Origin of the sequence: Niveispirillum sp. SYP-B3756, assembly GCF_009495745.1 — a bacterium.
Classification (GTDB): domain Bacteria; phylum Pseudomonadota; class Alphaproteobacteria; order Azospirillales; family Azospirillaceae; genus Niveispirillum.
The window spans coordinates 69,706-79,058 of the sequence record NZ_WIDQ01000021.1 but is presented as its reverse complement, the minus strand read 5'-3'; the positions used below and the strand labels follow the sequence as shown (position 1 = coordinate 79,058).

Annotated in this window: 7 protein-coding genes; all 7 read right to left on the bottom strand. The window is 62.5% G+C overall.

Going from position 1 to position 9,353, the window contains the following annotated elements; translation table 11 throughout:
- Positions 1-183 precede the first annotated feature (183 nt).
- Positions 184-462 (bottom strand): DUF3325 domain-containing protein, encoded by a 279-nt coding sequence (locus GE253_RS23580; protein WP_153206610.1) that lies wholly within the window; start codon positions 460-462, stop codon positions 184-186.
- Complete coding sequence (locus GE253_RS23575; RefSeq protein ID WP_153206609.1) at positions 459-2,048, bottom strand: PepSY-associated TM helix domain-containing protein; 1,590 nt, start codon at positions 2,046-2,048, stop codon at positions 459-461. The genes GE253_RS23580 and GE253_RS23575 overlap by 4 nt, the downstream gene beginning before the upstream one ends.
- Positions 2,045-2,380, bottom strand: coding sequence for a hypothetical protein (locus GE253_RS23570; RefSeq protein WP_153206608.1), 336 nt, complete (start codon positions 2,378-2,380; stop codon positions 2,045-2,047). The genes GE253_RS23575 and GE253_RS23570 overlap by 4 nt, the downstream gene beginning before the upstream one ends.
- A 411-nt stretch (positions 2,381-2,791) precedes the next feature.
- Positions 2,792-3,169, bottom strand: a complete 378-nt coding sequence (locus GE253_RS23565; RefSeq protein ID WP_153206607.1) for a hypothetical protein — start codon at positions 3,167-3,169, stop codon at positions 2,792-2,794.
- Positions 3,170-3,181: 12 nt separating this feature from the next.
- Complete coding sequence (locus GE253_RS23560) at positions 3,182-4,186, bottom strand: hypothetical protein (protein ID WP_153206606.1); 1,005 nt, start codon at positions 4,184-4,186, stop codon at positions 3,182-3,184.
- A 998-nt stretch (positions 4,187-5,184) separates the two neighbouring features.
- Entirely contained in the window at positions 5,185-8,274 is a 3,090-nt protein-coding gene (locus GE253_RS23550; protein ID WP_153206605.1) for an efflux RND transporter permease subunit, read from the bottom strand.
- On the bottom strand, positions 8,271-9,353 hold the full coding sequence (locus GE253_RS23545) for an efflux RND transporter periplasmic adaptor subunit (RefSeq protein ID WP_153206604.1): 1,083 nt from the start codon (positions 9,351-9,353) through the stop codon (positions 8,271-8,273). Before GE253_RS23545 ends, GE253_RS23550 begins: the two co-directional genes overlap by 4 nt.

The following is a 9,353-nucleotide window of genomic DNA, read 5'->3' as shown; positions in this document are numbered from 1 at the left end:
AACACGCCGGACATCCCGATCGCTCATCATCAGCCAGCCCATGACAGCCCCCAAAACCGGCCAAAACCGATCCAGAGACTGACATTTCTATCTTGCTCAGGACTGACATTTTAACTTTGCGCCTACAGCATAAAAATCAATAATGATAATTATGGAAATTTTAACTTGGCCTTGAATGCCTGTTCAGCGCCGCCGTGGCGGTGTCACATAGGTGCGGGCCAGCACCAGCGGGGCGGCGGCGACGCTCAACACCCCGCACCAGGTGACGGTGCCCACCGCCGGCCCCCAGCCTGCCGCCGCCGCCACCCAGGACAGGCCCAGCAGGGCAAAGCCCAGCCCCCGCCACAGGCGCTGGCGGGGGCGTTCGATCTCCCGCCCCAGCGCCCAGGCATGATGTTCTTCCATCGCCAGGGCCAGCAGGGTGAAACCGGCCAGGGCCAGCAGCCAGGATAACAAGCTCATTCCCCTGCCACGGCCAGCGCCGCCTCCCGGTTGGGTCGCACCTTGCGGGCGACGATGCGCGGTTTATGCCGATAGACTTTGATGGCGATGGCGGCCAGTGTCAGGCCAAGTGCCAGCAGCAGCAGGTCGGCCGCCATCCGGGTGCCGTCGCCGGCCATCAGATGCTGCCACAGCCCGGCCCCGCGCACCTGGTCGAACAGGGGCAGACCCAGCAGCAGCAGGGCGCCCAGCCCGAACTGTTCCACCCAGCCCCGCTTGGCCGGGCGCAGGCAGGCATGGATGAAGCACAGGCCCCAGAGGATGAACAGGGTCTGCACCTCTGCGTGCCAGCGCCCCTCCATGCCCACCGGCAACAGCCGGTTGGCCCAGAACATCGCCACCATGCCGGCCGGCAACCCCGCCACGGTGGCGATGTTCAGCCGTTCCACCAGCCGGAACCCAAAGGGCGGCTTTGCCGGATCGGGCAGCTTGTCGCGCCGCTTGGCTGTCCACATCACCAGCCCGGTACCCACCATCGCCGTGCCAGCCAGCCCGGACAGGAAATAGAACCAGCGCAGCAGGGTCGGTGCGAAGCGGCCAGCATGGAGCCCGATCATCACCTGTCGCGCCGTCTCCCCCGGACCGTCAATGATGGGGCTGTTCAACGCCCGCCCGCTGACCCCGTCAAAAATGATGGTGGCGCTGTCCGCCGCGATGTTGTGTGACGGGTGGCGCGCGATCGTCACCTGGGCCGAGGCATCGCCCGGATTGCTGATCCACAGATAGCCGATACGCCCCTCTCCCCACACCCGTCGCACCTCTGCCAGCATCGGTGCGATGGGGGCAAGCGGGGTGGGGCTGGCGGCATAGGCGGCCTCTGGCACCTGGGGCTGCAATTCGGCATAGGCGGCCTGGGGATCGCTGAAATTGGCCAGCAGGCCCCAGGGCATATAGAGCGTCATCAGGGTGATCAGCCCGGTATAGGTAATCATCAGATGGAAAGGCAGGGCCAGCACGGCGGTGGCATTATGCCCGTCCAACCAGCTGCGCTGACCCTTGCCGGGCCGGAAGGTGAAGAAATCGCGGAAGATTTTCTTATGCGTGATGATGCCGGTGACAATCGCCACCAGCATGAACATGGCGCAGAAACCCACCAGCCAGCGCGCCCAGATCACCGGCATATAATGCAGGTCGAAATGTACCCGGTAGAAGAAATCCCCGCCGCGCGTCTCCCGCACCGCCACCGGCTGGCCCTCACCGCCGATCCACAGGCTGTTATGCGCATCGGGCCAGCGGAACCGCGCCTGCCCCCGCTCCTGCCACACGGCCAGCGTGCCGGCTCCCCGCTCGCTGGGCAAGGTGATGGACCAGTTGGCGGCATCCGGGGCGCGGGATGACAGGGCGGCGATGGCCCCTTCCACCATGCGGGTTTCATCGTCGGGCCCGCGCACCATGTCGGTGACGGCGAGTTCCGGCCGCATCCAGCGGCTGATCTCCTCCCGCCAATAGGCGACGGTGCCGTTGATAAAAATCAGGAACAGCACCCAGCCGACCAGCAGGCCGGTCCAGGTATGCACCGATGATTGCGTCTGCCGGAACCCCTTCATCCCAACAACCCCGCGCGGATATCGGCCGGCGCCAGCAGCCAGAACAGCCCGCCGGTAGCCACCATCAACCCCAGCACCCACCCCGTCACGGCCAGCGCGCTGCGCGCAGCGAAAATCCAGACCACGATGCCGGTGGCAATGGCAAAGGACATCATGCTGGCCACCATGCTGGCATCCAGCGCCGACCCTGGCAGCAGCCGCGCCAGCAGGGCCGTGCTGGTGCTGGTCAGCCCATAAGTGCCGAACAGGGCCAGGGTGATGCGCAACGGCATCGCCCAGCCGGGGCGACTGGGCGCTTTGCCGGCGGTTCTTGTGGCAGCGGCGGAGGCCATGGGCAACTCATGCGAGGATTATATTAACAATCATTCGCATTTGCATAGCTTGTGGTGGAAATGTCAAGGATCAATGCATGGGGGGGCAGGGAAGCAGGACGCCCCGGTTGGGTGGTTCGCCCGGGGTATAGCTGACGGAATATCTTGAGGTATGTAAGTGGAACTGGACCAGACTGGGATTATCGGCAGCAAAGTGGGAGGTCGGGAGGAATGGAACCGAAAAACGACATAAAGCAAAACAGTCTGTACGGAAAACCCGGTTAAGGCGATTTCCGTACAGACGACAATTCTGACAAGATGTTCCGTCTACCATTCCGTGATGTTCGGGCAAGATGGGAGACGGCTTCCGCCTCCCTGCCGGAAGCACATGGCTATCGACATTTCCGGCGAATTTGCTGAAATTCAATCTATTTATTCAAGCCTCGTTGTAATCAGGTCGGTGAATTTATGAGCGATGTTTAGCAAATTTGTCGCTCTCGTGATCTTATCGGTCGTAGTTTTCATGACGTTTGCCTCAGCCGTTGCTTCCTTCGTAAGTTTCTCGAGATTACTCAACGCCGCCTGAACTGTCGGCAGATTTAGAACCGCTGCGTCCGCCGCGTCGATCACTTGGTTCCGTTCCATGGTAATCGCGTTCCGCCGATCTACCAATCGGGACAAATACGGCCCGGCGGACGTTGTTGCTGCTATTTCAGCCAGGATGATGGATTGCGCTGTGAAGAGCGCCTCAAGCATCTTATTGCGTTCGCTGTTGATTTTTTCTACATGTTGCGAGGTATCATCGGGCATGACTATTCCTCCTTATTCCGTGGCGCCAGACTTTGTCGCCGGAGCAACAGGGGGTGGGTTTGCGGCCTTAACCAGCGCGCTGACATTGTCTATAAGCGTCTCGAAGCTACCTTCCAGCGCCGACCACTGCCCGTCATTGGACATTATTGCGACCTTCAACTCGGTGTGCGCTTGACCAACGCTGGATGCGACGGCTTCCATATCCATGGTATGCACCGCCGCAAACCGCGCCGCCGTTGCCTGCGCCGCATCAAGCGCTGTGCTATAGTTGGCATCACTGTTGGATTTGCGCGTTGCCAGGATATTGGCGTACTTGATTTGGCTTCCTAGTAAATCTAGCAGATTGCCCTGCTGCTTCTCATTCTGTCCGCTGAGTGATGTCTTTAATGCCACGGACAGCACTTGAATTGACGGATCAGCCGCCGTTATCGTCTCATGTAGCGCTTGCAGCCGGTCGTAGTCCAGCTTCTGACCGATCAACCAAAACAGGAAATTACCAGCCGGCTTAATCACCGCGCTGAGTGGAAGGTCAGCAGCGGCTGCCAGCGACGATACTGCTGTCGATGCCTTTGATGCAGCGGCATCAAAGGCCGCACTATCTTCCGCATTAGTCAGCGATACCAATGCCGCCGTGTAATTGTTCAGGACCTTGAGAATCTCATTTGGATCCTTTTTTGGATCCTTTTTTGGATCCCGACGCTCTGCGGGAGGGGATCCAGGAGCCGTGGGCACCTCAGAGCCCATTGTCAGTGCACATGGGTTCGCTTTCGGCGCTGTTCCTGTGCAGCCTAGCCCCAGCTTCAGCTCAGGACGGATAATCAACCAGTCCATGTGGTCTTTCAGCGTGGAATCGTTGTTAATACTCTCCGCTGTAGCCGAATAGTTAGATCGTAAATTACTCACTGCGGTGTTGTATTTTCCTACCTGCTCTGAGTAGACATACGGTGAGCAGCTAGATACTGTGAGACACACCGTAAATGCGAATGCACACTTAGACCAGTTGCCAATGTTCTCCATACTTACCTCCCGCGATTGCAGCATCACCGGGGCACCGGCCGGCCAGTGCTGTTCAAAAGATAAAGGCATTTCTATGTGTCAAATAAGCTGAGCAGGCGGCAGTTCTGTGCACACGAACAAAAAGTCCGCATAAGCCGTTGGAATCACCAGAAGTATCGACAAACACCTGTTTCCCGACAGAGCGCTCCTGCGCAACAACTACCGTCGGCATCGTATGTTGTGCGGAAATATCCTTTGGGAGAATTTCCGCATATGATATCGGGCCGTATGCGCGTGTCGTTCGAAGACGACCAACAGACAACCGCGCTTCAGCGTGACGCCTTGATTGCCGCCGGCGTCGTTTCCTTTCCCCTTTCGAGGATAAGCCTTCCGGCGTGCGTGATAACCACTCCAGCCCCAAGCGATACCTGGACTTTCTGAAGGCTGGTGACACGCTGGTCGTGTGGAAGCGGGATCGCGCCGGACGCGCGCTGCCCCACCCGCTCGACATCATAGCCGGCCTGCGCGACGGCGGCGTCGCGTTCCGGTTCTTGACGAAGGGTCTGAGCATGAACACACTGCACGGGAAACCCCTATTTCCACATACCCAGTGCTCTTGAACAGGGTGAACTGTGCGCTGACCAGAAATAAAATTCAATCATAGAGATTATGATATTATTTTGATTTCCGATATGGTGTTGTATCTGTAACACAATGTTCTGATAACTAGAATATGTAATAGGTAAATCGGAAGGAGGCACCCGCAAGGCCGCGATATGCCGAATTTTTGAGACTGCCCGCGGCAGGTTGAAACACGCCGGGTGGGCTGGTCCCGACAAGGTTGCGTGATCATCCGAACACCAGCCCTTGCCGCTGCTGCATCGGCTCGCGGCCAGTCCCGGCTTGTTCTCACGCGCGGCGCATAAATACGCTTTCGTGCCGCAGGCCTGATATCCGGGGACAAGTTCAGCCACTGGTATCAGGCCTGCGAGCGACGCCCGACAAGATCGGCCAAACGCTTATGAGGCATCCACCATTGCCCCCACCACCCGCCGTCCCTCCCACTGCAACAGGTATGACAGCAGGCAGGGCAGCAGGGTCAGGGTCAGCAGGGTGGCGCCGGCCAGCCCGCCGATGATGGCATAGGCCATCGGGCCCCAGAAAACCTGATGCGCGATGGGGATCATGCCCAGGATGGCGGCGCAGGCCGTCAGCACGATGGGCCGGGCACGGTGGCGGGATGCTGCCTTGATGGCGTCCGTCACCGGCTGGCCACGGGCGACGTTGCTGTCCACCTCCTCAATCAGGATCACGGCATTGCGGATGATCATGCCGGCCAGGGCGATGATGCCCAGTTGGGCGACGAACCCCAGCGGCATCCCGGTGGGCAGCATGGCCGCCACCACGCCGATCAGGCCGAACGGCGCCATCAGCAGGGCCAGCGCCAGCCGGCTGAAGCTGCGCAACTGCACCATCAGCAAGGTGGCCATCACCAGCAGCATCAGCGGCACCTGGGCGAAGACGGAATGGTTGCCCTTCTCCGACTCCTCCACCGCCCCGCCTTCCTGGATGCCATAACCGGCCGGCAGGCTGGCGTTGAGCTGGGCCACCGCCGCCTGTACCTGCCCCGACACGGTGGCCGGCTGCAGGCCGGGGGCCACGTCGGCCTGCACGGTGATGATGGGGGTGCGCTGGCGCCGCCAGATCACCGGCTGTTCCACCCCATATGAGAACTGGGCGATCTGGCGCAACGGCACCTGTTCCCCGCCGGGCGTGGTGATCTGCAGATTGGCGATGGTGGCGATATCGTTGCGCTCCCCGGCCTGCGCGCGGGCCACCACCTCGATCAGCCGGTTGCCGTCGCGCACGGCGGTGATGCTGGTGCCGGAGAAGATGGTCGCCATGGCGCTGGCGATATCTTGGCTGGAGGTGCCGACGGCACGCGCCAGCGTCTGGTCCAGATCGACGCGCACGCGCTTTTGCGGTTCCCCCGCCGTCAGGTTGACATCGCGGATATTGCCGTTTTCCGCCAGGATATTGGCCAGCTTCTGGGCGATATCACGGACCTGTTCGATATCCGGCCCCTGCACCCGGTATTTCAGCGGCCAGCCCACCGGCGGCCCCAGTTCCAGCGGCATGGCGCGGGTGGTCAGATCGGCGAAATCGCGCCGGAAGGCGGTATCCAGCCGGGCCCGCAGCCGGTCGCGCGCCGCCAGATCCTTGGCCACCACCACGGTCTGGGTGATATTGTCATTTTCCAGCAGCACATCCATCGGCAGGTAGAAGCGCACCGCACCCGAGCCGACATAGGTGGAAAACCGCGCCACATCCGGATCAGCCTTCAGGATGGCTTCCAGCCGCCTGGCCGTGCGGTCGGTGGCATCCAGGGAGGCATTCTGCGGCAGATCGATATTCACCAGCAGTTCCGGCCGGTCCGATGGCGGAAAAAACTGCTTTTCCAGAAAGCCCGACCCCCAGGCCGACGCCCCCAGCAGCAGTAAGGTGATGGCAAGGGTCAGCCCGCGATGGGCCAGCGACCAGTCCAGCATCCGGCCATAGGCGCGCATGATCCGCCCCTGCCCATGGCCATGGCCGGCGGGCATCCGGTGCAGAACCCAGGTGCCGATCAGCGGGGAGAACAGCACCGCCACAATCCAGGAGGTGGTGAGCGCGATCAGCACCACCAGGAACATGGAGAAGCAATATTCACCGGCGGACGAGGCGGCGAAGCCCACCGGGATGAAGCCGGCGATCATCACCAGCGTGCCGGTCAGCATGGGAAAGGCCGTCGTCTTATAGGCGTGGGAGGCGGCCTCCTTCAGCCCGGCCCCGTCTTCCAGGCGCGACACCATGGTTTCCACCGTGATCATCGCGTCATCGACCAGCAGACCCAGCGCGATGATCAGCGCCCCCAGCGAGATGCGCTGCAGGCCGATACCCGTCAGCTCCATGCCGATGAAGGTCATGGCCAGCACCAGCGGGATGGAGAAGGTGACCACCAGCCCCGCCCGCGTGCCCAGCGACAGGAAGGAGACGGCCAGCACGATGGCGACGGCTTCCACCAGCACCTTGACGAAGCTGTTGACAGCGCCCTTCACCACCACCGGCTGGTCAGCCACTTGGGTGACCTCGATACCGTGCGGCAGCCCTTCGGCCACCTGTCGCATCACCGCCTGTACCTGCTTTCCGAATGTCAGCAGATTGCCCGTCTTGGCCATGGAAATGGCCAGCCCCAGCGCCGGCTCCCCATTCACCCGGAACAGCGGGGCCGGCGGGTCGGCCGGGATGCGGCGAATGTTGGCAAAATCGCTGAGTGGCACGAAGCGGCCATTGGCCCTGAGGGTGACGGCGCGCAGGCTGTCTTCCGACGCGAAGGCGCCACCGACGCGGATGGCCACCTTCTCATCCGGCAGGCGCAGCAGGCCCGCGGGCGCCACGGCATTCTGCGCGCCCAGGGCCTGCATCACCGCCCCCTCGTCCAGGCCCAGGGAGGCTAGGCGGCGGGGGGAGAATTCCACGACGATCTGTTCCTCCTGCACCCCCAGCACCCGCACCTTGCCGATATCGGGAATGGTCAGCAGCCGGGTCCGGATCGTATCCAGCCGGTCACGCAGTTCCCGCATCGTATAGCCTTCGGTGGTGAAGCCATAGATGATGCCGAACGTGTCGTCGAACTCGTCATTGAAAAACGGCCCCTGCACGCCCTGCGGCAGCATCGGGGCCACGTCCGACACTTTCTTGCGCACCTGATACCAGATGTCCGGCACCTTCGCCGGCGGGGTATCATCGCGCAGATTGACCATGATGGTGGATTGGCCGGCGCGGGTATAGCTGTCCAGCCGGTCCAGATAGGGCACTTCCTCCAGCTTTTCTTCCAGCTTGTCGGTGACAAGATTGATGCTGTCGGTGACCGACGCCCCCGGCCAGTTGGCCTGCACCACCATGGTCTTGATGGTGAAGGGCGGGTCTTCGTTGCGTCCCAGATGCAGATAGGAGAAGGCCCCGCCCAGCAGGGTGGCCAGCATCAGGAAGATGATCAGCGGCTGCTGTTGCAGCGCCCAGGCGGACAGGTTGAACCCGTTCTGGTCGGGATGATGCCGGGCGCTCATTTGCCGGCCTCGCTGTCCAGGGCGATCTTCTGGCCGGGGCGCAGCTTGCTGACACCGGCCGTCACCACCATGTCACCGGCGGCAAGCCCGCTGGCGATCACCGCCTCCTGATCGGTATAGCGTGCCACCGTCACCGGCTTGCGCAGCAGGCTGGCACTGGCGCGGTCCACCACATAGACGGCCGGCTCGCCTGACTGGTTGCTGATGGCGCTGGCCGGCACGCGGATGCCCTGGCCGCCTTCCAGCCGCATCCGCCCGGTCACCGTGGCCCCCAGCCCCATCTGGGCCGGCGCGTCGGGCAGGCTGATGCGCACGCGATAGGTGCGGGTGACGGGGTCGGCGCTGGGGCTGACCTCCCGTACCTTGCCGCTGACCTTGATGGAGGGGTCGCTGACCAGGGCCACGCTGATGGACAGATGGTCCGGGGCTTCCTGCACCAGGGATTCGGCCACGTTGAACACGGCCTCCTTCTCGTCGGTGGATGCGATGCTGGCCACCATCTGCCCGGCCGACACCACCTGGCCGGCATTGGCCCCTATGGCGGTGACCACGCCGGCCCGGTCGGCCGTCAGGTTGGTATAGGTCAGCTTGTTGCGGGCATTGGCCAGGCTGGCCTCTGCTGCCTCCCGCCGCGCCTTGGTGCTGGAAAGGTTGGCCTCGGCCTCATCCACCCTTGCCTGGGCCACGATATTCTTGCTCAGCAGCGCCTGCTGGCGCTCCAGCGCCACTTTGGCCAGATTTTCCGCCGCCTGGGCGCTGCGCAACTCGGCCTCGACGGCGCGCAGCTCGTTACGGACATCGCGGTCATCCAGGGTGGCGATCAACTGTCCCGGCTGCAGCGCCGCGCCGACATCCACCTTGCGGGCGGTGAGGCGGCCATCAATGCGGAAACCCAGGCTGGTTTCATAGCGGGGCTGGATCTCGCCGGTCTGGACGATTTCCTCCCCTTCCCCGCCGGGGCTGACGGTCAGGGTGCGCACCGGCCTTGGTTTCTCAGGGGCTGTTTCCTCCCGCGTGCAGGCGGTCAGGGCCAACAGGATGGACAGGCCGGCCAGGGTGGCCGGGCGCAGGATGGACAT